At 62.9% G+C, this 21702-nt stretch carries 17 protein-coding genes; 8 read left to right on the top strand and 9 right to left on the bottom strand.

All coding sequences use genetic code 11. From position 1 onward, the window contains the following. Positions 1–17 precede the first annotated feature (17 nt). Together BSIN_RS12935 and BSIN_RS12930 are read right to left on the bottom strand one after the other, a co-directional pair. Positions 18–278: a DUF2866 domain-containing protein gene (locus tag BSIN_RS12935; RefSeq protein ID WP_059512766.1), complete on the bottom strand. Its 261-nt coding sequence runs from the start codon at positions 276–278 to the stop codon at positions 18–20. 207 nt (positions 279–485) lie between these two features. Beyond that, the gene (locus tag BSIN_RS12930) at positions 486–1640 is read right to left on the bottom strand and encodes a porin (RefSeq protein ID WP_059512768.1); all 1155 of its coding nucleotides are present in this window, start codon (positions 1638–1640) and stop codon (positions 486–488) included. 307 nt (positions 1641–1947) lie between these two features. Between BSIN_RS12930 and BSIN_RS12925 the strand changes: the two genes are divergently transcribed. Next, positions 1948–2748 (top strand): MetQ/NlpA family ABC transporter substrate-binding protein, encoded by an 801-nt coding sequence (locus BSIN_RS12925; protein WP_089340807.1) that lies wholly within the window; start codon positions 1948–1950, stop codon positions 2746–2748. A 52-nt stretch (positions 2749–2800) separates the two neighbouring features. Here BSIN_RS12925 and BSIN_RS12920 read toward each other — a convergent pair whose 3' ends face one another. From BSIN_RS12920 to BSIN_RS12895, 5 genes are all read right to left on the bottom strand, one after another. Beyond that, complete coding sequence (locus BSIN_RS12920; protein WP_069236267.1) at positions 2801–3916, bottom strand: succinylglutamate desuccinylase/aspartoacylase family protein; 1116 nt, start codon at positions 3914–3916, stop codon at positions 2801–2803. Between the two features lie 267 nt (positions 3917–4183). Further along, positions 4184–5107: a LysO family transporter gene (locus BSIN_RS12910; RefSeq protein ID WP_089340805.1), complete on the bottom strand. Its 924-nt coding sequence runs from the start codon at positions 5105–5107 to the stop codon at positions 4184–4186. Between the two features lie 694 nt (positions 5108–5801). Continuing rightward, the gene (locus tag BSIN_RS12905; RefSeq protein ID WP_089340804.1) at positions 5802–6569 is read right to left on the bottom strand and encodes an ABC transporter substrate-binding protein; all 768 of its coding nucleotides are present in this window, start codon (positions 6567–6569) and stop codon (positions 5802–5804) included. Positions 6570–6969: 400 nt separating this feature from the next. Next, positions 6970–7704, bottom strand: coding sequence for a TetR/AcrR family transcriptional regulator (locus BSIN_RS12900; RefSeq protein WP_059512780.1), 735 nt, complete (start codon positions 7702–7704; stop codon positions 6970–6972). Positions 7705–7900: 196 nt separating this feature from the next. Continuing rightward, entirely contained in the window at positions 7901–8947 is a 1047-nt protein-coding gene (locus BSIN_RS12895) for a hypothetical protein (RefSeq protein WP_089340803.1), read from the bottom strand. Between the two features lie 529 nt (positions 8948–9476). Here BSIN_RS12895 and BSIN_RS12890 point away from each other — a divergent pair. The 5 genes from BSIN_RS12890 to hydA all read left to right on the top strand — a co-directional run bounded on the left by BSIN_RS12890 (position 9477) and on the right by hydA (position 16604). Beyond that, positions 9477–10742 (top strand): Zn-dependent hydrolase, encoded by a 1266-nt coding sequence (locus BSIN_RS12890; protein WP_069236263.1) that lies wholly within the window; start codon positions 9477–9479, stop codon positions 10740–10742. A 111-nt stretch (positions 10743–10853) separates the two neighbouring features. Then, complete coding sequence (locus tag BSIN_RS12885; protein WP_089340802.1) at positions 10854–12212, top strand: NAD(P)-dependent oxidoreductase; 1359 nt, start codon at positions 10854–10856, stop codon at positions 12210–12212. A gap of 58 nt (positions 12213–12270) precedes the next feature. Then, positions 12271–13533: an NAD-dependent dihydropyrimidine dehydrogenase subunit PreA gene (gene preA, locus BSIN_RS12880; protein WP_089340814.1), complete on the top strand. Its 1263-nt coding sequence runs from the start codon at positions 12271–12273 to the stop codon at positions 13531–13533. Positions 13534–13591: 58 nt separating this feature from the next. Beyond that, entirely contained in the window at positions 13592–15085 is a 1494-nt protein-coding gene (locus tag BSIN_RS12875; RefSeq protein ID WP_089340801.1) for an NCS1 family nucleobase:cation symporter-1, read from the top strand. A 67-nt stretch (positions 15086–15152) separates the two neighbouring features. Then, on the top strand, positions 15153–16604 hold the full coding sequence (gene hydA / locus BSIN_RS12870; protein WP_089340800.1) for a dihydropyrimidinase: 1452 nt from the start codon (positions 15153–15155) through the stop codon (positions 16602–16604). Positions 16605–16630: 26 nt separating this feature from the next. On the opposite strand, the gene BSIN_RS12865 is transcribed toward hydA, so the two are convergent. After that, the gene (locus tag BSIN_RS12865; protein ID WP_059512791.1) at positions 16631–17416 is read right to left on the bottom strand and encodes an IclR family transcriptional regulator; all 786 of its coding nucleotides are present in this window, start codon (positions 17414–17416) and stop codon (positions 16631–16633) included. Positions 17417–17828: 412 nt separating this feature from the next. Next, positions 17829–18032 carry a hypothetical protein gene (locus BSIN_RS12860; RefSeq protein WP_059512793.1) on the bottom strand — a complete coding sequence of 68 codons (204 nt, stop codon included), beginning with the start codon at positions 18030–18032 and terminating at the stop codon, positions 17829–17831. Between the two features lie 462 nt (positions 18033–18494). Here BSIN_RS12860 and pcaF point away from each other — a divergent pair, with 462 nt between their 5' ends. Next, positions 18495–19697, top strand: coding sequence for a 3-oxoadipyl-CoA thiolase (pcaF, locus tag BSIN_RS12855; RefSeq protein ID WP_089340813.1), 1203 nt, complete (start codon positions 18495–18497; stop codon positions 19695–19697). A gap of 364 nt (positions 19698–20061) precedes the next feature. Continuing rightward, entirely contained in the window at positions 20062–21606 is a 1545-nt protein-coding gene (locus tag BSIN_RS12850) for a methyl-accepting chemotaxis protein (protein ID WP_089340798.1), read from the top strand. Positions 21607–21702: the final 96 nt, after the last annotated feature.

Raw genomic sequence — 21702 nt, 5'->3', positions numbered from 1 at the left:
GCACACCGCAATGCACGTCAATATAGTGCGGTGCCGCCTTCGTACAGCCGCCCCGGCACGTGAGACGCGACGGCCTCGGCGATTTCGGCTTCGGTGCTTTCGGCCGGCACGATCCGGCGGCGCGCGGGCGCATCGAGATGCATCGTCCATTCGACGAGACGATACGGGCGTCCCCATGGCCGCTGCATGGTGACCGAAACGCGGCAGCTCTGCACCGGGAATGCATGTTCGTGCGTGAGCAACGTATGCAGACCGCTGAAAACGGTATCCTCAATCATCGTTTCCTCCGATCCTGTCTTGCATGGGCGGCGCGTGCCGCCTCGATCCGGATAAAAAAATGCCGCCGATGCTCAGGCGGCCAACAGGGGGGGTGTGAGTATCCTCTCAATTCAGAATTAAGCGAAACTTAAAAGGCGCAAAAAAAACGCCCCGCACGAAGTGCGGGGCGTTTTGCCGCGATATGCCGCGAATTGCCGAGCGCTGGCTCAGAACTTGTGGCGGATACCGACGCGCGCGGCGATCTGGTTCTTCGAACCCGTGCCCGACGTGTTGAAGTAGCTCGTCGACGAGCCGATCTGCGCCTGCACGCCGTTGCCCGAACCTTGCTGGTAGACGACAAGGCCGTACACGTCCGTGCGCTTGCTGAGCGCGTAGTCGAGCGCGGTGTTGACTTGGTTCCAGTGATACGACTGGCCCGCACGGGTCAGGTTCGAATACGTGTAGCCGACCGCAGCCGACAGCGCCGGCGTGAATGCATACTTCGCGCCGCCTTCGTAGGCGTTGTATGCCGCGCCCGCCGCGCCCACAGCGTCGAATTGCGTGCGCGTCCACAGTGCCCAGAGCGACGCCGGACCCCAGATGTAGCGTGCGCCGACGCCGTAGCTGCGCAGATCGCGCACCGTGCCGAGGCCGATGTTCGCGACCGTCGTCGAGAATGCCGGCGTGGCTTGGCTCGGATAGCGGATGTCGGTGTATGCCGCGCCGATGCCGATCGGGCCGTTCGCATAGTTCAGGCCGAAGCTGTACGCGCGCGACGAACCGGGCGTGGTCGTCGTGCCCGCCGTCGTCGCCGGCGCGCCGGCGAAGTTCGTCGAGTTCGAGAAGCCGTACAACGCGCCGAACGTGAAGCCGGCGTAGTTCGCGCTCTGGAACTTCACCGCGTTGTTGATGCGGCTCGACGTAAGCTGGTCGATATCGTTGACGTGGTACGCGTAGTTGCCCGCGACCGTGTTGCCGCCCGTCGAGTAGTTCGAGCCGAGGATGTCGGTCGAGAACGAGTACTGGCGACCAAACGTCAGCGTGCCGTATGCTTGTTGCGACAGGCCCACGTAAGCTTGACGGCCGAAGATCGCGCCGCCCTGGCCGATCGTGCCGTTGCCGCTGTTGAAGCCGTTTTCGAGCACGAAGATCGCGCGCAGACCGCCGCCCAGATCTTCGGTGCCGCGCAGGCCCCAGCGGCTGCCTTGCGCGACGCCGTCGTCATACTTGAAGAGCTTGCTCGAGCCGCCGGTTGCGTTCTTGCTGTGGTTCACATAGCTGATACCGGCATCGATGATGCCGTACAGGGTGACGCTGCTTTGCGCATGCGCCGCGCTCGCCGTTGCTGCGAGGATAGCGGTGGTCAACAGTTTCTTGTTCAAGGAAATCTCCGACGAGTAGAAAAGGTGGGTTCCGCGACGCTCTTTAAGGCGCCTGGAAGGAACGGAAGCGAACTGTATCGATGGCGCACTTAATGAATATGACAACGGCTGTCACAATGTCTGGATGTCGCGCCCGCGCCACACTGGACCGCCAGCATGCGCATGGCGGTTCGGCGCTGCCGTGAACCGGGCGGTGCGCCCGCGCGCTGGAATATCTGTATGAAAATCGCTTGGTTGGCCCCTGCGGCGCGGCATGCGACGATGCGCGCTTTCAACGGACAATCAATCGGGATCGGAAGGGAACACCATGCAGAGATTGACTTCGATCTTCCGCCGGCTGGCGGGCGGCGCGGCGTTGGCGTTGGCGGCAACGCTCGCACATGCGGATGGCACGGCACTGAAGGTCGGCACGATGAGCGGCCCGGATGCGGACATCTGGTCGGTGGTGACGAAAGTCGCCGCGCGCGACGGGCTCGCGCTCAAGGTGATCGAATTCAACGATTACGTGCAGCCGAATGCGGCGCTTGCCGCGGGCGATCTCGATGCGAACGGTTTTCAGCATCAGCCGTTCCTCGACAGCGAGATCGACAAGCGCGGCTATAAGATCGTCAGCGTCGGGTTGACCTACGTGATGCCGATGGCCTTTTACTCGAAGAAATACAAATCGCTCAAGGATCTGCCGGCCGGTGCGAAGGTCGGGATTCAGAACGATCCGTCGAACGGCAATCGTGCGCTGAGGCTGTTGCAGAAATACGGGCTGATCAAGTTGAAGGCGGGGACCGGCGCGAATGCGACGCCGCTCGACGTCGCGGAAAATCCGAAAAAGCTCAAGCTCGTCGAACTTGACGCCGCGCAACTGCCGCGCGCGCTGCCGGATCTGGACGCTGCATCGATCAACACCGACTACGCGGTGAAGGCCGGGCTGACGCCGGTGAAGGATGCGATCGCAATCGAGGATCTGAAGGGGCCATACGCGAACCTGATCGCCGTGCGCACGCAGGACAAGGACAAGCCTTGGGTGAAGAAACTCGTCGCCGCGTATGAATCGGACGAAGTGCGCAAGTTCATCGAAACGAAGTTCAACGGCGCGATCGTTCCGGCGTTTTGATGGGCATGGGCGGCGCGTGCTTTTAGGCAAGCGCCGCCCATGCCCCGCCGGCTCAAGCCGACAAAAGCGAACCGGTCCGGAACGGCGTCGCTCCGGCGATCCGCGCGATTTCCATGCCGGCTGTCGCGAAACGCGCGATCTGGCGTGCGTACAGCACGCCGGACACGCTGCTCTTCAACGTAATGACGCGCTCGGTCAGCGGATCGACGATATCGACGACCGCTTGGCCCGCTTCGATCCACACGCCTACCGGCGTGTGGAAAACGATGATGCCCGAGACTGGCGCGACGAGCGGTTCGGTGCCTGCAAGCGGTGTTGCCGCGAATTCGAGCGGCGGCTGCGGCGCGGGCGTGCCTTCGATGGCGCCGCGCAGCGTCAGATAGTCGACGAGCGCCTGCGCATCGTGCTCGGCGAGCGCATATGACACGTCGCGCTCGCTGCGCAGCTCGACCGTCACCGAGATCGAACCATTCGGAATCGGATAGCGCTCGCCGAAGCGGCTGCGCAGCTCTGACCAGCAGAAGCTGTGGATTTCGTCGAACGGATTGCCCACCGAGTTCAGCGCGAGCAGCGATGCCTTTGCGCCCAGGTAGCGCGCAAGCGGCTCGACTTCTTCCCAGAGATCCGGATTCGTATACAGGTGCATGACCGCATCGGAATCGCAATGCAGGTCGAGCACGACGTCGGCGTCGTAGGATAGCCGCTGCAGCGCGAGCCGTTGCGATTCAAGCTCGGTGCGCGGCTTCTGCGCATCGAGCGCTTCGCGGATCGCGGCGCGCACGGCGGCGAGGTTCTTTGTTGCATCGTGCGTCAAGCGGCCTTCGACGCGCGGGAGCGCGAGCGCCGCCAGATCGTGGAAATTGCGGTTGAAGTTCTGCATCGAGCCGAGTTCGAAGCGGCCGAGATGGTCGCCGAACACGTGCTGCGAGAGGCCGATCGGATTCGCGATCGGCACGACGACGATTTCGTCACGCAATCTGCCAGCGGCTTCGAGCTTCTCGAGCTTGCGGCGCAGCAGGGTTGCGACGAGCATGCCAGGCAATTCGTCCGCGTGCAACGACGCCTGAATATAGACCTTCTTCCCGCTGCGCGGGCCGTAGTGGAAGCTGGTGATCTGGCGAGCCGTGCCGATGGCGGGCGAAATCAACGGATGGGTCTGCGTTTGCATGATCGGAATGCGCGGCGCAGCCGCGGCGTGAGTTCGATGTCAGTGAGATGACGATTGTACGTTGGCTGCCGCGGATGCATCAAACGCACGGCGCAGTTTCGGGGGGCGTTGCTCGGCGATGCGGGGGTGTATGCGAGTGTCGGTTCGGCGCTGCCGAGGGCGTGCGCAGAGCGGCGGCGCGTGCTTCGCGCAACCGGCCGCGGCATGCCGCCGATTTGACGGCACGATGCGTTGCCGTTGCCGGTCATGGTGTCGAGCAGCCCGCCCTTATTTCATCAGAAAGAGCGTGATGAGGAATGGCGCGATCAGGGTCAGGATGAGACCGCTGACGAGCGCGACCGGAATCTCGATCGGCCTGCACGTCTGCTTGATGATCGGGAGCGTCGAGTCCAAGGCCGTTGCGCCGCTCGCGCCGATGCACGGATGAGCGAAACGCGCTCCGGCGCTATACAGCAACACGATGGCGAACAGTTCCCTGAACAGATCGGTGAGCAACGCAACCGTGCCATAGGTGCTGCCCAGGTATTTCGCCACCAGCACGCCGGACAGCGTGAACCATCCGAAGCCGCTCGACAGCGCCAGCGCCACCCCAAACGGCGTGCCGCCGAGCGTCGATGCGATCGCGCCGCCGGCCCACGATCCCAGTATCACGAGAATCGGCACGGCGAGCGTGCGCAGCGATAGCACCTGACGGTTGACGTCGATTGAGATCAAATCGACGCCTACCAGCCAGATCAATGCGTAGAGCAGCTGGTTGGTCGACGGTAGCGGAAGCTTGAGGAGCCACGCGGGCATCGTTACGACGCTGATCGTCACGCCGATCGCCACCATCAGAAGTGCGATCGCGCATTCCTTCAGCGGTTTCAGAATCGCCCGGACCGGCCCGTGCCGCTGGCCCGCGGAGCCGTCGCGCATCGTCTCGGGGCGATGAACCAGCACGATCAAGAGCCACGGGATGAAGGTCGTCAACGCGGCGAACATGAGCGCCAGCGCAACGACATAGCCCACCTCGGAGGCTTGGCTGAGCACATGGCCGAATTCATGCCCGATCGACAGCAGGAGCAGCCAAACGAGCGGCGCGATGAGGCGCACCAGGACGGTTCGGACCGTTTGGCCGATGATCCGTCCGCTTACGTATCCTGCCAGAAGCGCAATGAGTATCGGAAGAATTGCCGCGTCGAGCGTCTGCATTCAATAAGCCTGAGGGGTTGGGGAAAATCGGTTGGGATAATACAGCGTCGGCCAGGGCTGTATTGTCGTTGGTTTTACGCGACGGGCCGACATAACGGCAGAATGCCGGATCGAAAAGCACGAAGCCTTTGACAAAACCGCTCAGCGTGAATGGGCGGCGATGTTGTTTTTATCGATGTTTTCCAATATGGATTGCGAATCGCTGACTGCCCGATAGGGGCGATGCTGACGGTTGGCGCATTGGAGCGATAAATAGAATGATAACGATGCCGTTTCCATCGCCTCGCAGACGGCAGGCGCAAACGGCGGGCGTCAACCGGCGCGAATGCGCCCGGTTCGGGTCTCGAAAATTCCGGGCCGAGCGTATGTCGATTTCATGTTTCGGATGAAGCCGACAGTGAATTCCGGGTGAAGCCATTTTGTCCCGGATCAGCGCAAATGGATTTTCGCCGGTATGGTGTTTGTTGATTCGGCGCGAAGTTCAATGGGGCGTGGCCGACGAAATCCGGATTCTCGGGGGCCCGTTGGGAAGCGCGTTATCCCTCGGTTGCAGTTGGCCGGGCGCGTTTGTTCGTCCGACATGTCGGTTCGCGGCGCAGCCGCGCTCGAGCGCATGCGGCGAGAACCGAAGCAATCCCGAGCGCGCGGCCGTGCGCGTCCGGCATCGCGGACGCGCCGCCCATGCCGCTAACGCTTACTTGCCGTAGACGTCAAAGTCGAAATACTTCTTCGAGATCTTCTTGTACGTGCCGTCCTTGACCATCGCCGCAATCGCGCCGTCGATCTTCGTCTTCAGATCGGTGTCTTCCTTGCGCAGACCGATTGCGGCGGAGCCCGTCGGAATTTCCTTGCCGGCGAATTCGAAGCCTGCGCCGCGCGGCGTCTTCAAAAAGCCGATGTCGGCTTGCACTTCGTCTTGCAAGGCGGCGTCGAGGCGCCCGGTCTGAAGGTCCGCGTAAACCTGGTCCTGGTTCTGATAAGGCACGACCTTCGCGCCATTCGGCGCCCAATTGGTCTTCGCGTAAGTTTCCTGAATGGTGCCCTGCTCGACGCCGATGGATTTGCCCTTCATCGATTCTGCGGTCGGCTGCAGGTTCGAGCCCTTCTTCGCGACGAGGCGCGTCGGCGTATCGAACAGCTTGGCGGAGAACGCGATTTGCTCTTCACGCTGCGGCGTGATGGTCAGCGACGACAGCACGCCATCGAACTTGCGTGCCTTCAGCGCCGGAATCAGGCCGTCGAAGTCGTTTTCAATCCACACGCACTTTGCATTCAGGCGCTTGCAGATTTCGTTGCCGAGATCGATGTCGAACCCGACCACCTTGCCGTCCGGCCCTTTCGACTCGAAAGGCTGGTAGCTCGGATCGACGCCGAAGCGAATCGTCGACCAGTCCTTCGCGTAAGCGCTGCCCGCCGATACCGCCAGCAGGGTCACGGTCAAAGCCGCCAAGATTTTTTTCACTGTTGGTACCTCGTTATACGTAGTCGTAGTTCGATGATTGCGTGCGGTTACGCCGCCAATTTCATGTTGCCCGGCGCGGTTGCCGGCCGGGCGGTGCCTGCGTCCGTGCCGAACGGAGGGCGCATTAAGAGTATCAAGACAAAATTGTTGACGGATGCTTAGTAAATGCCCGAATGGCGATCGGGCCGCACACGCAGTGTTTATTGGGTTCGCGACGTAGATGAAAGCTGATGATGGGCTGGCGAAAGGATACGCCGAGGCTTTGCGCCGCGCACCGAAATGCCGATTCGGCCGGCCCCGGCGCGCGATGCGAACGGATTGCCGCATCGCACAATCCGGGCGCCCAGCGAAGCGTCACGTGCCGTTGCCGGCCGTGACCACGCGTGTAGCGCCGCCGCGGCTACTCGTGCGCCGATGCCGCGCCGGGCCTGCGCGCGCCGCATGCGCGCAGGATCAGACGCACGACTTCGTCAGTCGTGCTGCCGAATGCTTTGGCCGATAGCGTGCGTTTGCCGGCAAGGGCTTCGATCTGCGCATCGAAGTCGGCGTAATGCTGGGTCGTTGCCCAGATCATGAATAGCAGCGTCTTGGGTTCGACGGGTGCGACAAGCCCGAGCGCGATCCAGCGCTCGATCAGCGCGACGCGCGTTTCGAGCCAGGGCTTCACGCGTTCGCGCAAGATGTCCTGCATGTGCGGCGCGCCGCTGATAATTTCGTTGGCCCAAACTTTCGAGCCGAGCGGTCTTCGGCGCGACAGCGCCATCTTCGCGCGCACATAGCCGCCGAGCGCGTCGACTGGGTCGTCGCCGACGTCGAACGTCGCAGCGGCTGCGTGCCATTCTTCGAAGATGTCGTCGAGCACGTGGCGGTACAGCGCAAGCTTGGTCGGGAAGTAATAGTGCAGATTCGCTTTCGGCAGGCCGGCGCGTTCGGCAATCAGCGCGGTGCTCGCGCCTTCGAAGCCGCGCTCGGCGAATACGGCTTCCGCACAGGCGACGAGTTGAGCTTCGTTCGATGCACGAATGCCGGCTTTGCGGCGGCGCTCGACGGGCGGCGCGGCGGCATGCTCGCGCCGCGCATGGCGGCCAGGCTGCTGGGGTTCGTCGGCGGGCGTTGGCGGATCGGGGTCTCGCATGGATCGATCGATGAATAAGGCGCGGCCGCACCCGCGGGTGCGGGCGCTTCGCGGCTATTGTAGACGCGGCTGCCCGGCATCTGATTGCATCGGCATCCAAACGTGGCTCCACGGACGCCATGATGGGATGCGTGTTTGCGGGACGCGTGGCGCGGGCCGCATCGGCCGGCATCGTCGAATCCGCCGACTTGAACCTTCAGTTCGATTCGGAGAATTGAATCTGGTTGGTGGCCGTTGTACAGCTACCCAGGTTCAGGTTGTTGCCTGCGATACTGAACGGCCCGATCGATTGCCGCACGCAAGTGGGATTGGCGGTGCTGCTGTTCTTGATCAATTGCAACTTCACGGACGACCCAGGATTGAATTGCGCGATACCGGATGCGTTTCCGTCAGCCCGGCCAAAAACGTTGAATGCCACCTGTTTCCAGGACGGGATGATATTCAATCGATCGGGCGATGTGATTAAGTAAGCGTAGTTACCGTAGAGGAAGTAAAACGAAAAGCCGTTGCTGGACGAAGCGATGACGTTCGTTTGCGCGCCTCCAAGCCCAGTGGCGGGAACCGCCGGCGTATCGTAAAAGGTGTCTCGTATATAACAATTACCTTTGCCGTCGTCCGACCAATTACTGGGACATGGTCCGAAATTCCCATAGTTCATCAGCCAGGATTCGCCGTAAAGAAGGGCGGCGGCGGGCTGCGAATTGGGAAGCGTCGTCGAATAGACAAACCGCTGGAAGGCCCGGCAGTTGGTCGCGCCATTATTGCAGGCCGATGTGACGGCCGTATTCGTAAGCAGTTGAATCGAATACTGATTGGCCGCGCTTGGATGGCTGGGGTCCGTGATCGACGCCACGCCGGTGACGGACGGAAAGATGCCGATTACCGAACTGATCGGAGTGCTCGATACCAGGGTATAACCGTTCGTGTTGTCCACCGCCGTGGGCGACGCACCCGAGGCGTTCAACGTGGTTTGCAACGGCGACGGCAGCGTGGACTTGAATGATGGACCCTGTCCGCAGGTTACTTTTTCCCACACAAGATTCGGATAAGACGCGCGAAAGCATCCGAAGCCAGACGATGCTATCTGCGTGATCTGTTTGAACCATTGCCCGCGCGCTTGTGTTTCGACGGAATGGGTGGCTCCCGCCGGCTCGACGCTTTCTGCGGCCGGTGCAGCAAGCACGGACGCGCTGACGAATCCTGCCAGGATGACAAAAGCCGAAAGTTTCGTATTTAAGTGCATAGCGAGTTTTCCTCGACGCGTGACGAAAATTTGTATGTCTGCAACGCAACGGCCGTGAGCGAGGCAACCATCGGAAACCCTCTTTGCCTCCGATCAAACGCTGGTGCAGAGCGCGTAAGCCAATAGGGGACACTTGGCGGATAGAGCTTATCGACGTTCTGTATAACGAACTGCCTCTGAATTCTCAGGGGTTCGTTGATATAAACCGTGTAGCTGTGATATGGCTGTCGATCAGCCGCGATCGTCCTGACCTCGCGGAGCGCATGCTCGAGGCGGATGCGCCGCAACGGGCTGATTGGCGTCGAGCCGTTTTGTCGGATGTATTCGAGGCGGTATCGGGAGCGCGATTTCGCCGCCGCCCATGCATCTGCCTCATGTTTTTGACACGTTTGAAATTGGCGATATGGTCGGTTATAACCTGACCATACGGACAGGATTGGAAGCGCCCCTCACGATAGATTCCGTTCGCCGGCCATGCTTGCCGCCGCAGCGCATCGCGCGCAATCTCGAACCAGATGGAGAGACACCCATGACTGCAACGACAGAAGTCGCGCTGTCGACCTCGGTGAAAGTCGACGGCGAGCGTTTGTGGAATAGCCTGATGGCACTCGCGAAAATCGGTGCGACGGAAAAAGGGGGCGTTTGCCGGCTCGCGCTGACCGATCTCGATCGAGCGGGCCGTGATCTGATCGTCGGCTGGGCGAAGGAGGCGGGCTGCTCGGTGAGCATCGACCGCATGGGCAACGTGTTCATGCGCCGCAAGGGCCGCAACGATGCGTTGCCGCCTGTCATAACCGGCTCGCATGCCGATTCCCAGCCGACGGGCGGCCGCTTCGACGGCATTTACGGCGTGCTCGGCGGCCTCGAAGTGATTCGGACTCTGAACGATCTGGGCATCGAGACCGAACGGCCGATCGAAACCGTCATCTGGACCAACGAGGAAGGCTCGCGCTTCGCGCCCGCAATGGTGGCCTCAGGCGTGTTTGCCGGCGTGTTTTCGCTCGAATATGGCTTGTCGCGTCAGGATGTCGACGGCAAGACGATCGGCGAGGAATTGGCGCGCATCGGTTATGCGGGCGATCTGCCGTGCGGCGGCAGGCCGATCCACGCGGCTTTCGAGCTGCATATCGAGCAAGGGCCGATTCTAGAGGCAGAGGGCAAGACGATCGGTGTCGTCACGGACGCACAAGGGCAGCGCTGGTATGAAGTCGTGCTGAGCGGCCAGGAGGCGCATGCCGGCCCGACGCCGATGCCGCGTCGCCGCGATGCGCTGCTCGGCGCGTCGCGCGTCGTGCAGCTCGTCAACGAGATCGGCCTGCGCCATGCGCCGCTCGCGTGCGCGACGGTCGGGATGATGCAGGTACATCCTAATTCGCGGAACGTGATTCCGGGGCGCGTGTTTTTCACGGTCGATTTCCGCCATCCGCAAGACGATGTGCTCGCGCAAATGGATGCGCAGTTGCGCGCCGGCATTGCGCGGATCGCGGCCGACGGCAAGCTCGATGCGCAGGTCGATCAGATCTTCTATTACGCACCTGTCGCTTTCGATGCCGGCTGCGTGCGCTCGGTGCGCGCGGCGGCGGAGCGCTTCGGCTATACGCATCGCGACATCGTATCGGGCGCCGGACATGACGCGTGTTATCTCGCGCAGGTCGCGCCGACGTCGATGGTGTTCGTGCCATGCATCGGCGGGATCAGTCATAACGAAATCGAGGACGCCACTCCCGAATGGATCGCCGCGGGCGCGAACGTGTTGCTGCACGCGATGCTCGAGCGCGCATCCGAGCCGGGCTGATCTCGCGCGGCCCTGCGCGGGCGCAGCGTTTTTGTCGAAAAAAACGGATGTCCGGCGGCGGATGCGGGGCCGCGCGCCCGGCGTTTCACCTCACCATAAACAGGAGTCCCCATGTCCTGGAAGGAAATAGGCGATGTCGCTGCGGGCCGCGTGCCGGCCGCGCAGCTCGCATGCAATTTCGCGGACGTCGCGCCGCCGCTGGATACGGGTGCCGCGCGGGTCGCCGCGGATCGTTGCCACTATTGCTATGACGCGCCGTGCATTGCCGCGTGCCCGACCGGAATCGACATTCCAGGCTTCATCCGCAAGATCGGCAACGACAACCTGCGGGGCGCGGCGCGTGACATCTTGTCCGCGAATCCGCTCGGCGGAATGTGCGCGCGCGTTTGTCCCACGGAGATTCTGTGCGAAGGAGCGTGCGTTCGCCATCATCAGGATGGCGAACCGGTTGAGATCGGCGCGCTGCAACGGTATGCGACGGACTGGCAGTTCGCGCGCGAAGCGGCCGGCGAGAAGCCGCTGTTCGAGCGCGCCGCCTCGAGCGGCAAGCGTGTCGCGGTGATCGGCGCGGGGCCGGCCGGGCTTGCTTGCGCGCACGGCCTCGCGCGCGCGGGCCATGACGTCGTGATCTTCGATACGCACGGCAAGCCGGGCGGGCTCAACGAATACGGAATCGCCGCCTATAAAACGGTTGATGGGTTCGCGCAACGCGAGGTCGCATGGCTGCTGTCGATCGGCGGGATCGAATGGCGCGCGAACCAGACGCTCGGGCGCGAGCTGACGCTCGATGCGCTGCGTGCCGAATTCGACGCGGTATTCGTCGGTGTCGGGCTCACCGGCGTGAACGCGCTGCGCATAGAAGGCGAAACGCTCGACGGCGTAATCGATGCGGTCGATTTCATCGCGCGGTTGCGGCAAGCGGACGATCTGTCGCAAGTGCCGGTCGGCCGGCGCGTCGTCGTGATCGGCGGCGGCAATACGGCGGTCGATGCAGCCGTGCAAAGCCGCAAGCTCGGTGCGCTGCAAGTGACGATCGCGTATCGGCGCGGCGCGATGCAGATGAGCGCGACCGGCGCGGAGCGCGAGTTCGCGCAGCGCAACGGCGTGACGTTGATCGAATGGGCACGGCCGGCCCGCATCGTGGGCGGTGGCGGCCGGGTGAGCGGGGTCGAATTCGACGCGATGCGTGCGACTCCGGCCGGCGGCGTCGAGCCGACTGGCGACACGTTCCGGATCGACGCGGACGTCGTACTGAAGGCGATCGGTCAGCGCTTCGAGTCCGACGGCCTGGCGGCACAGCTCGCGCTCGACGGCGGCCGGATCGCCGTGGACGCGCATGGCGCGACATCGCTGCCAGGCGTCTGGGCGGGGGGCGATTGCACGAACCATGCGGGCGAAGACCTGACCGTGCAGGCCGTCGAGGACGGCAAGCGCGCCGCGCGGGCCATCGATCGTTTTCTGCGCGGCTGATTCTGCGTGCGCTCCGGTAGCGCACCCAACGATTTTCCGAAACAAGAAGGAGATGACGATGGCCGATCTTCGTTGCACGCTTGCCGGCATTCGTTCGCCGAACCCGTTTTGGCTTGCGTCGGCGCCGCCGACCGACAAGGCATACAACGTGAATCGCGCATTCGAAGCCGGCTGGGGCGGCGTCGTGTGGAAAACGCTCGGGCTCGATCCGCATGTCGTCAACGTCAGTTCGCGATACGGCGCGGTTCATTACAACGGCCAGCGGCTTGCGGGGCTAAACAACATCGAACTGATCACCGACCGGCCGCTCGACGTGAATCTGAAGGAAATCGCGCAGATCAAGCGCGCTTGGCCGGACCGTGCGTTGATTGTCTCGTTGATGGTGCCATGCAACGAGCGCGACTGGAAATCGATTCTACCGATGGTCGAGGACGCGGGCGCGGATGCCGTCGAGCTGAATTTCGGTTGTCCTCACGGAATGAGCGAGCGCGGAATGGGCGCGGCGGTCGGTCAGGTGCCCGAGTACGTTCAGATGGTCACGGCTTGGGTCAAGGAGGGTAGCCGCCTGCCGTGCCTCGTGAAGCTCACGCCGAACATCGCCGACATCCGGCTCGGCTCGCGAGCGGCGCATGCGGGCGGCGCCGACGGCGTGTCGCTGATCAACACGATCAACTCGATCGTCGCAGTCGATCTCGATCTGATGGCACCGCAGCCGAGCGTCGACGGCAAGGGCTCGCACGGCGGCTATTGCGGGCCGGCGGTGAAACCGATCGCGCTGCACATGGTCGCCGAGATCGCGCGCGATCTCAGCACGCCGAACCTGCCGATTTCCGGAATCGGAGGTATCTCGAACTGGCGCGACGCGGCGGAATTCATCGCGCTCGGAGCCGGGTCGGTTCAAGTCTGCACCGCAGCGATGCATTACGGATTCCGGATCGTCGACGATATGATCGACGGGCTGTCGAACTGGATGGACGCGAAGGGCTACGCGACGCTCGACGATTTTCGTGGTCGTGCGGTGCCGAACGTGACCGACTGGCAGTACCTGAACCTGCGCTACGACGTGAAGGCGCGCATCGATCAGGATCGTTGCATTCAATGCGGGCTGTGCCATATCGCATGCGAGGACACGTCCCATCAGGCGATTACCGCGACGAAAGACGGCCGCCGCCACTTCGAAGTCATCGACGAGAACTGCGTCGGGTGCAATTTGTGCTTGCATGTGTGTCCAGCCGACGGCTGCATCACGATGGAGCGCGTCGATTCGGGCACCTACGCGAACTGGACCACGCATCCGAACAATCCGGTGCGCGCCGCGTAGACGTCCCATTCGCGGCAACCGGCTTGCCGGCGGCCGCTTCGACAAGGAGAGCGGTGCAATGAGTCATCCTGCGGTTCCCGGCGGCGCGCGGATGCCGGCCGGCGCGCTCATCAACGACGACCTCGCGCCGACGAGCGCCGCGCAGCGCACATGGCGCTGGCAGCATTTTGCGGCGCTATGGGTCGGGATGGTGATGAACATTGCGTCGTACATGCTTGCGGCAGGGCTGACCGATCAGGGGATGTCGCCCGCGCAGGCGGTGTTGACGGTATTGTTAGGTAACCTGATCGTGCTGGTGCCGATGGTGCTGATCGGTCACGCAGGCGCGAAATATGGGATTCCTTACGCCGTGCTCGTGCGCACTTCGTTCGGCACGCAGGGCGCCAAGCTGCCCGCGTTGCTGCGCGCGGTTGTCGCATGCGGCTGGTACGGCATTCAGACCTGGCTCGGCGGCAGTGCAATCTACACGCTGCTCAATATCCTGACCGGCAACGCGCTGCACGGCGATGCGTTGCCGCTCGCCGGCATCTCGGCAGGCCAGCTGGCGTGCTTTCTCGGCTTCTGGGCGTTGCAGCTCTACTTTGTCGTGCATGGCACGGAATCGATCCGGTGGCTTGAAAGCTGGTCCGCGCCGATCAAGCTCGTGATGTGCGTGGCGCTCGTCTGGTGGGCGTGTGCGAAGGCAGGGGGCGTCGGCACCATGCTGTCGCAGCCGTCGCAATTTGCCGCGGGCGGCAAGAGGGCGGGCCAGTTCTGGGCGACCTTCTGGCCCGGTTTGACCGCGATGGTTGGTTTCTGGGCGACGCTCGCGCTCAATATTCCGGATTTCACCCGTTTCGCGCGCAGCCAGCGGGATCAGATGGTCGGCCAGGCGATTGGCTTGCCGGTACCGATGGCGCTGCTGTCGGTGATCTCGGTGGTCGTCACGTCGGCGAGTGTCGTGATTTACGGCAAAGCAATTTGGGATCCGATCGATCTTGCGAGCCGGATGGAAGGCGTGGGCGTCGGCCTCGCGCTCGTGATCCTGACGCTCGATACGATGTGCTGCAATCTCGCGGCGAATCTCGTCGGCCCCGCCTATGATTTTTCGAGCCTGTGGCCGCGCGCGATTTCATACCGGACAGGCGGCCTCATGACCGCCGCGCTCGCGATTCTGATGATGCCGTGGAAGATTCTCGCAACCACGGACGGCTACATCTTCACCTGGTTGATCGGCTATTCGGCGCTGCTCGGACCGGTCGCCGGGATCATGATGGTCGATTATTTCTGGATTCGGCGCACGCGGATCGACATCGCGCAACTGTTCGACGAGCATGGCGACTATGCCTACGTTGGCGGTTGGAATGTCGCGGCACTCGCGGCGCTCGTGCTCGGCGTGCTGCCGAACCTGCCGGGCTTTCTGCACGAGGCGTTTCCGGCGGCGTTTGCCGGCGTCGCGCCGTGGTTCAAGCTGCTTTATACGTATGCGTGGTTCGTCGGGCTCGTGGTTGCCGCGTGCGTGTATGGCGTATGGATGGCGCTGTCGCGCCGCGCGAGGCCGGCGCTCGCGTGAACGGGGCTGCCGTTCTCGCGACGCGCGGGCGGCATTCTGCAATGCACAGGACCAGGAGACAAACATCATGACGATATTGATTCGGGGCGGCACCGTCGTCGATGCGGACCGCAGTTATCGCGCGGATGTGCTGTGCGCATCCGCGGCCGAGGGCGGCGTGATCCGCCAGATCGGCTCCGACCTCGATGTGCCGGCGGGGGCGAACGTGGTTGACGCGGGCGGCCAGTTGGTGATGCCGGGCGGCATCGATCCGCATACGCACATGGAGCTGCCGTTCATGGGCACGACCGCGAGCGACGATTTCTACACCGGCACCGCGGCCGGGCTGGCGGGCGGCACGACGACGATCATCGATTTCGTGATCCCCAATCCGAAAGAGCCGCTCATCGATGCGTTCAAAAAATGGCGCGGCTGGGCGGAGAAGGCCGCCGCCGATTACGCTTTTCATGTCGCGGTGACGTGGTGGGACGACAGCGTGCATCGGGATATGGGCATGCTCGTACACGAGCACGGCGTGTCGAGCTTCAAGCACTTCATGGCGTACAAGAACGCGATCATGGCCGACGACGAGATTCTCGTGAACAGCTTCTCGCGCGCGTTCGAGTTAGGTGCATTGCCGACCGTTCATGCGGAGAATGGCGAATTGGTGTTCCGGTTGCAGAAACAACTGCTTGCTCGCGGAATCACCGGGCCGCAAGCGCATCCTTTGTCGCGGCCGCCTGCGGTTGAAGGCGAGGCCGCGCATCGCGCCATCCGGATCGCGCAGGTGCTGGGCGTGCCGGTTTATATCGTTCACGTATCGGCCAAGGATGCGCTCGATGCGATCACGCGCGCGCGTGCCGACGGTCTGCGCGTGTTCGGCGAAGTGCTCGCCGGGCATCTCGTGGTCGACGAATCTGTGTATCGCGATTCCGACTGGACGCGCGCGGCCGCGCACGTGATGAGCCCGCCGTTCCGCACGCAAGAGCATCGCGACGCGTTATGGCGCGGCTTGCAGGCGGGCAATCTGCAAACGACGGCGACGGACCATTGCGTGTTCTGCGCATCGCAAAAGGCGATGGGCCGGGACGATTTCAGCAGGATTCCGAACGGTTGCGGCGGTGTGGAGGACAGAATGTCGATTCTGTGGGATCAGGGCGTCAATACGGGACGTCTGACGCCGAATGAGTTCGTTCGCGTGACGTCGACGAATGCCGCGCAAATTTTCAATCTGTACCCGCGTAAGGGTACGGTTACCGTGGGGGCGGACGCCGATCTCGTTGTCTGGGATCCGACGGCAACGCGCACGATCTCGGCGAAGACGCATCATCAGAATGTCGACTTCAATGTATTCGAAGGAATGACCGTGCGCGGGGTGGCAACCCATACGTTGTCGCAGGGCGAGCTTGTGTGGACGGACGGCGATTTGCGCGCGCAGCGTGGAGCGGGACGTTACTTGAAGCGGCCCGCCAACGCGCATTATTTCGATGCGCAGCGCGTGCAAAACCGGCTGCGCGAGCCGCAGCCGGTCGATCAATAGCGATGCGATGAATGCACGCGTGTCCGTCAACCACGCCGGGCGACGAGTGCGGACACCGTCTGTGCAGCTTCGAGCAGCGGCTCGACGAACGCCTTCACCATCTGCTTGGCGGTATGCCGTTGCGCGTTGCCGCTGATGTTCATCGCGGCGATCGTCTGGCCACGTCGATTGCGAATCGGCGCCGACAGCGAGATCAGGCCGACCTCGAGTTCCTGGTCGACGAGTGCCCAGCCTTGGCTGCGCACTTGCGCGATCGCGCTCTTCAGCGCATCGGGATCGGTGATCGTGCGCGGCGTGTAGGCGCGCAGCGTGCTTTGCGCGAGCGTCTCGTCGAGCTTCGCATCATCGAGCGACGCGAGCAGCACGCGGCCCATCGACGTGCAATACGCAGGCAACCGGCTGCCGATCGATAGATTGATCGTCATGATCTTATGCGTCGGCACGCGCAACACATAGACGATCTCGGTGTGATCGAGCACGGCTGCCGAGCAGCTTTCATGGATGCGCGCCGAGAGCTGCTCCATCACCGGCTCCGCGAGATTCCAGAACGGCATCGAGGTCAGATACGCGAACCCGAGATCGAGGATTTTCGGCGTCAGCCGGAACAGGCGGCCGTCTGCCTCGACATAGCCGAGCGTTTGCAGCGTCAACAAGATGCGCCGGGCGCCCGCCCGCGTCAGGCCGGTCGCGGCTGCGACCTCGGTGAGCGTCTGCTCGGGATGCTCCGTGTCGAACGCGCGGATCACCGCGAGACCACGCGCGAACGATTGGACGTAGGAGTCACCAGGTTTGGCCGGAAGATCTGTACTCATGATGGGTGGATACGATGTGCAGCCAAGAAGATTAGCGCATGGGGTCGGGTTGCGCCAACTTGGTGCCGAGCGGATACCGATTCTGGCCGGTTATTTGCCGGCCGGCGACCGCTGGGCGGGGCGACGGTGCGATGCGTCCCGCGTGGCAGACTACAGCGGCAACGAAGATGGAGCGCAGGCCGGAAAAGGCAAATGGCGACGCTCGCTTCGAGATTCGAGCGGGGCGGCTTGCACGGTGCGGGTTTTACTGTAATTCGGGGGAAGGGGGCCGACGAATGACTTTCACCGACCGCATGCGCTGCCGTTTGTCACGGCGTTGTCATTTCGACGGTCGGTCAAATTCGGCGAGCCGCCCGCCGAATACCCGGCAGGGCTTCGGGGGCGGCTCGCCATTGCCCGGGCGCAGGCCCGGTTAGCCCTTCGTCGCCGAAAGTTGTCCTTTCGGATTGGTCAGCCATTTGTTTGCGTTGACCACCAGCGTATTCGTATTGTTGAGCAATGTGCCCAACGAATCGCTGTTGATGGAAAACGTCCCGCCGAGCAAGTTGAAAGTTCCGTCAATCAGGTTAGCCCCGCCGTTGATTTGGATGCATTGTTTCATCGACAACGTTTGCATTATGAAGTCCCCTCGTGGATTGCAACGTAAAAGCGCGGCATCCCCGCCGCGATGCTTGTGGCCTTGGCTGCGTGCCGTATATGCAGTGCCGCCGTGACCTAATGCGTTTCAAACGCTCAGCGTGTAAAAGTTTCCATGATTGAATACGGAATACGCTGCGCAGTCCTAATATAGCGCCACTGACTATTTCGCAGTATCAGTTTTTTCCGCAGTAGTCGAATTTTTCATCTAATCCGGCATGCGTTACGTCTGCCGATGCAATCGATGTGATCGATACGTTTGTCAAGCATGATGGCCGTGCGCCGTGGGCGCGTTGCTTGACGGAACCCCGAGCGGTCCTTATGATCTTAAAAGACGTTCGATTAACGATCTAAAGTTCGTAGAAAGAACAAATGCCGGCGCGAGCGGCGCCGATGATTGCCGCTGCACTGGCTCGCGCAATCGGATTTCCCGGAGACGAACATGACCGAAGCATTCCTGTGCGATGCGATTCGCACGCCGATCGGCCGCTATGGCGGCTCGCTGTCCGCCGTCAGGGCCGACGACCTTGGCGCGGTGCCGATCAAGACGCTCATCGAGCGCAACCGCGATGTCGATTGGGCGGCGGTGGACGATGTGATCTACGGCTGCGCGAACCAGGCGGGCGAAGACAACCGCAATGTCGCGCGGATGTCGCTGTTGCTCGCCGGCTTGCCGCAAGACGTGCCGGGCGCGACGATCAACCGCCTCTGCGGCTCGGGCATGGACGCGATCGGTGTTGCCGCGCGCGCGATCAAGGCGGGCGAGGCCGGCCTGATGATCGCGGGCGGCGTCGAAAGCATGAGCCGCGCGCCGTTCGTGATGGGCAAGGCGACGAGCGCGTTTTCGCGTCAGGCCGAAATCTTCGACACGACCATCGGCTGGCGTTTCATCAACCCGTTGATGAAGCAGCAGTACGGTGTCGATTCGATGCCGCAGACGGGCGAAAACGTTGCCGAAGACTATCGCGTGAGCCGCGCCGACCAGGACGCGTTTGCGCTGCGCAGTCATCAGAAGGCGCTGCGCGCGCAGCAGGACGGCACGCTTGCGCAGGAAATCACGCCGGTAACGGTTCTGCAGAAAAAGGGCGACCCGGTCACGGTTTCGCGCGACGAGCATCCGCGCGAGACGTCGCTCGAAGCGCTCGCGAAGCTCAAGGGCGTCGTGCGTGCGGATGGCACGGTGAGCGCGGGCAACGCGTCGGGCGTCAATGACGGCGCATGCGCGCTGCTCGTCGCGAGCGAGGACGCCGCGCGGCGTCACGGGCTCGTGCCGCGTGCGCGGGTGCTCGGGATTGCGACGGCGGGCGTTGCGCCGCGCGTGATGGGCATTGGCCCCGCGCCCGCGACGCAGAAGCTGCTCGCGCGGCTGGGTATGACGCTCGACCAGTTCGACGTGATCGAGTTGAACGAGGCCTTTGCGTCCCAGGCGCTCGCGGTATTGCGGCTGCTCGGCGTCGCGGACGACGATCCTCGCGTGAATCCCAACGGCGGCGCGATTTCGCTCGGGCATCCGCTCGGCGCATCCGGCGCGCGGCTCGTGACGACCGCGACGTACCAGTTGCAGCGCACGAAGGGCCGTTATGCGCTGTGCACGATGTGCATTGGCGTCGGTCAGGGCATTGCGATCGCGATCGAGCGGGTCTGATTCGCACCGGCGATCGCGTTTTTATCGAAGCGGCCCGTGCTCGCAAGAGCGCGGGCCGTTTTCTTTTTGGTTTGCCACCGGCATTTCGACGTGTTTTCGGCAATCGAGCGAATTACTGTAAGTGCGTGAATATTCTATTTTTAAATTCGCCTTGTAATTCATTGATAATGATTTGATGAAAATCAGAAAAGCCCGGCTGGTTTACATCAAATATTCAACAATTGTCGGCCAACGGCGTCGGCGGAGGGTATGGAGAGCGACTGGTATTCAGCGGATCTTTCTCTCCGTTTGCGACGGCCTTTGTTGAGCGATTGACAAAAAATCCAAAAAGAAGGCCGATCGAAATTCCAACAACGGAGCGCGCATGCGTCACAATCAACCTGTCACTCAACATGAATTCGATTTTCCGCACGATGCGACGCTGATGTCGACAACTGATGCGCACGGCCGTATCGCGTATGCGAATGCGATGTTCGTCCAAGTCAGCGGTTTTTCGGGTGAAGGCCTTATCGGTCAGCCGCACAACGTCGTCAGGCATCCTGACATGCCGGGCGACGCATTTGTCGATATGTGGTCGACGCTGCAAGGCGGCGAGCCGTGGAGCGCGCTCGTCAAGAATCGCCGCAAGGACGGCGACCACTACTGGGTGCGCGCGAATGCGGTGCCGGTCATACGGCACGGGCAGACGCAAGGCTATATGTCGGTGCGCACCAGGGCGTCGCGCGACGAGGTTGCCGCTGCCGAACAGCTTTATCGCGACTTTCGCGAACAGCGCGCCGGCCGCCGGCGTTTCTACAAGGGTTTGATCGTGCGCAGCGGATGGCTGTGCGTGACATCGCTGTTGCAGACGATGCCGGTGCGCGCGCGGGTTCTTTTGCCGATGGCAGCGCTCGTGCCGACGATTGCCGGCGCTGCGTGGGCGGCAGGCGTGCCGAGCGCGACGCTTGCGCAGCTTGCCGGCGCGACGCTTGGCGGCGTGGCGCTGGCCGCATGGTGGCTCGATGCGCAGATCGTCCGGCCGTTGCGCGCATTGCGCCGGCAGGCGCTCGACGTCGCGACCGGCGCGAACCGGGACGGCGTGCAGATGAACCGGGTCGACGAAATCGGCATGACGCTGCGCACGGTCAATCAGCTTGGGCTGATGTTTCGCTGGCTCGTCGACGATATCAGCGAGCAGGTGCTCAACGTACAGCGCGCGATCAACGAGATCGCGCAAGGCAACGACGATCTGAGCGCCCGCACCGAGCAGGCGGCGACGAGCGTTCAGCAGACGGCCGCGTCGATGACGCAAATGACGGCGGCGGTGTCGAGCAACGCGCAAACGGCAACGCACGCGAACCGGCTGTCGGCGTCGGCGAGCGACGCGGCGCAACGCGGCGGGCAGGCCGTGCGCGAAGTGGTCAACACGATGGGGGACATTACGGCGAGCGCGCGGAGGATCTCGGAGATTACCGGTGTGATCGACGGCATCGCGTTTCAGACCAACATTCTGGCATTGAACGCGGCCGTCGAAGCGGCTCGCGCGGGCGAACAGGGACGGGGCTTCGCGGTGGTCGCGGGCGAGGTGCGGGCGCTCGCGCAGCGCAGCGCGAGTGCGGCCAAGGAGATCAAGGCGTTGATCGGCGCGAGCGTCGAGCAGATCGCGTCGGGCGCTCGAACGGTCGACGACGCCGGCAGGACGATGGACGACATCGTCGCGCAGGTGCAGCACGTGTCGGATCTGATCGCGCAGATCAGCGCGTCGACGATGGAGCAGAGCGCCGGCGTCGCGCAGATCGATCGCGCGGTGGTTCATCTGGACGACATCACGCAGCACAACGCGGCGCTCGTCGAGCAAAGCTCGGCAGCCTCCACGAGTCTCAGGCAGCAGGCGACGCTGCTGGTCGATGCGGTCAGTGTGTTTCGTTGACGGCGCGCAACGGGTGTGAAGCGGCGGCAAACGTTGTTGCGGCTAGGCGGCTCGGGAGCGTGACGGCGGCTCGCGTGCATCACTTGCCGTTTCGCG

The organism is Burkholderia singularis (assembly GCF_900176645.1).
Taxonomy (GTDB): Bacteria; Pseudomonadota; Gammaproteobacteria; order Burkholderiales; family Burkholderiaceae; genus Burkholderia; species Burkholderia singularis.
The sequence above is the reverse complement of the archived record's forward strand: the minus strand, read 5'-3'. Positions and strand labels throughout refer to the sequence as shown.

Coding starts and splice junctions, on each gene's coding strand:
- BSIN_RS12865 (WP_059512791.1), bottom strand. CDS start 17,416: ATGAGTACAGATCTTCCGGCCAAACCTGGTGACTCCTACGTCCAATCG.
- BSIN_RS12910 (WP_089340805.1), bottom strand. CDS start 5,107: ATGCAGACGCTCGACGCGGCAATTCTTCCGATACTCATTGCGCTTCTG.
- preA (WP_089340814.1), top strand. CDS start 12,271: ATGGCCGATCTTCGTTGCACGCTTGCCGGCATTCGTTCGCCGAACCCG.
- BSIN_RS12920 (WP_069236267.1), bottom strand. CDS start 3,916: ATGCAAACGCAGACCCATCCGTTGATTTCGCCCGCCATCGGCACGGCT.
- BSIN_RS12935 (WP_059512766.1), bottom strand. CDS start 278: ATGATTGAGGATACCGTTTTCAGCGGTCTGCATACGTTGCTCACGCAC.
- hydA (WP_089340800.1), top strand. CDS start 15,153: ATGACGATATTGATTCGGGGCGGCACCGTCGTCGATGCGGACCGCAGT.
- BSIN_RS12925 (WP_089340807.1), top strand. CDS start 1,948: ATGCAGAGATTGACTTCGATCTTCCGCCGGCTGGCGGGCGGCGCGGCG.
- BSIN_RS12850 (WP_089340798.1), top strand. CDS start 20,062: ATGCGTCACAATCAACCTGTCACTCAACATGAATTCGATTTTCCGCAC.
- BSIN_RS12900 (WP_059512780.1), bottom strand. CDS start 7,704: ATGCGAGACCCCGATCCGCCAACGCCCGCCGACGAACCCCAGCAGCCT.
- BSIN_RS12895 (WP_089340803.1), bottom strand. CDS start 8,947: ATGCACTTAAATACGAAACTTTCGGCTTTTGTCATCCTGGCAGGATTC.
- BSIN_RS12890 (WP_069236263.1), top strand. CDS start 9,477: ATGACTGCAACGACAGAAGTCGCGCTGTCGACCTCGGTGAAAGTCGAC.
- BSIN_RS12885 (WP_089340802.1), top strand. CDS start 10,854: ATGTCCTGGAAGGAAATAGGCGATGTCGCTGCGGGCCGCGTGCCGGCC.
- BSIN_RS12875 (WP_089340801.1), top strand. CDS start 13,592: ATGAGTCATCCTGCGGTTCCCGGCGGCGCGCGGATGCCGGCCGGCGCG.
- BSIN_RS12860 (WP_059512793.1), bottom strand. CDS start 18,032: ATGCAAACGTTGTCGATGAAACAATGCATCCAAATCAACGGCGGGGCT.
- pcaF (WP_089340813.1), top strand. CDS start 18,495: ATGACCGAAGCATTCCTGTGCGATGCGATTCGCACGCCGATCGGCCGC.